Source organism: Neobacillus drentensis (assembly GCF_036966985.1).
GTDB lineage: Bacteria > Bacillota > Bacilli > Bacillales > Cytobacillaceae > Neobacillus > Neobacillus drentensis_E.
Map to the genome: position 1 here is coordinate 1 of NZ_JBALSN010000451.1, position 539 is coordinate 539.

A 539-nucleotide genomic window follows, 5' to 3' on the forward strand; every position below is an offset into this window, starting at 1 on the left:
GCTAAAGGTCTCGTTATATTAGTTGCTGTATTAGTTGATAGTAAGTTTTCAAAAATTAAAAAATAAGAAATTGGGGGTTTCACGATGAAAAAGATTATTTCCTTGCTGGCAATGTTTATGGTCATTATTGGTCTTGTTGGATGTAGTATGGATGAAGCGTCTAGCACGAAACCAGATTCAAAGACAAAAGATAACGGTAAGTTAAAAGTTGGTTTATCCATGAATACGTTAAACAATCCTTTCTTTGTTGCTGTGAAAGAAGGAGCAGAAGCACAAGCCAAAGAAGATAAGGTTGAGCTGGTTATAACAGATGCACAAAACGACCCTGGTAAACAAATATCTGACGTAGAAAATCTTTTACAGCAAAATATCAATGTGTTAGTCATTGACCCAACGGATAGTGACGCGATTGTCCAAGCTGTTAAAAAAGCAAACGATGCAGATATCCCTGTTTTTACAATCGACCGTTCTTCTAATGGTGGAGAAGTAATTACTCATATCGGTTTTGATGCACTTAAGTCTGGTAATATTGCAGGTAC

General features: G+C 36.2%; 1 protein-coding gene. It reads left to right on the plus strand.

Annotated features, from left to right (window positions below; translation table 11 throughout):
• Positions 1-84: 84 nt before the first annotated feature.
• Positions 85-539 (plus strand): substrate-binding domain-containing protein (locus tag V7659_RS24960; protein ID WP_335542814.1); only part of this gene is annotated, 455 nt, incomplete at its 3' end.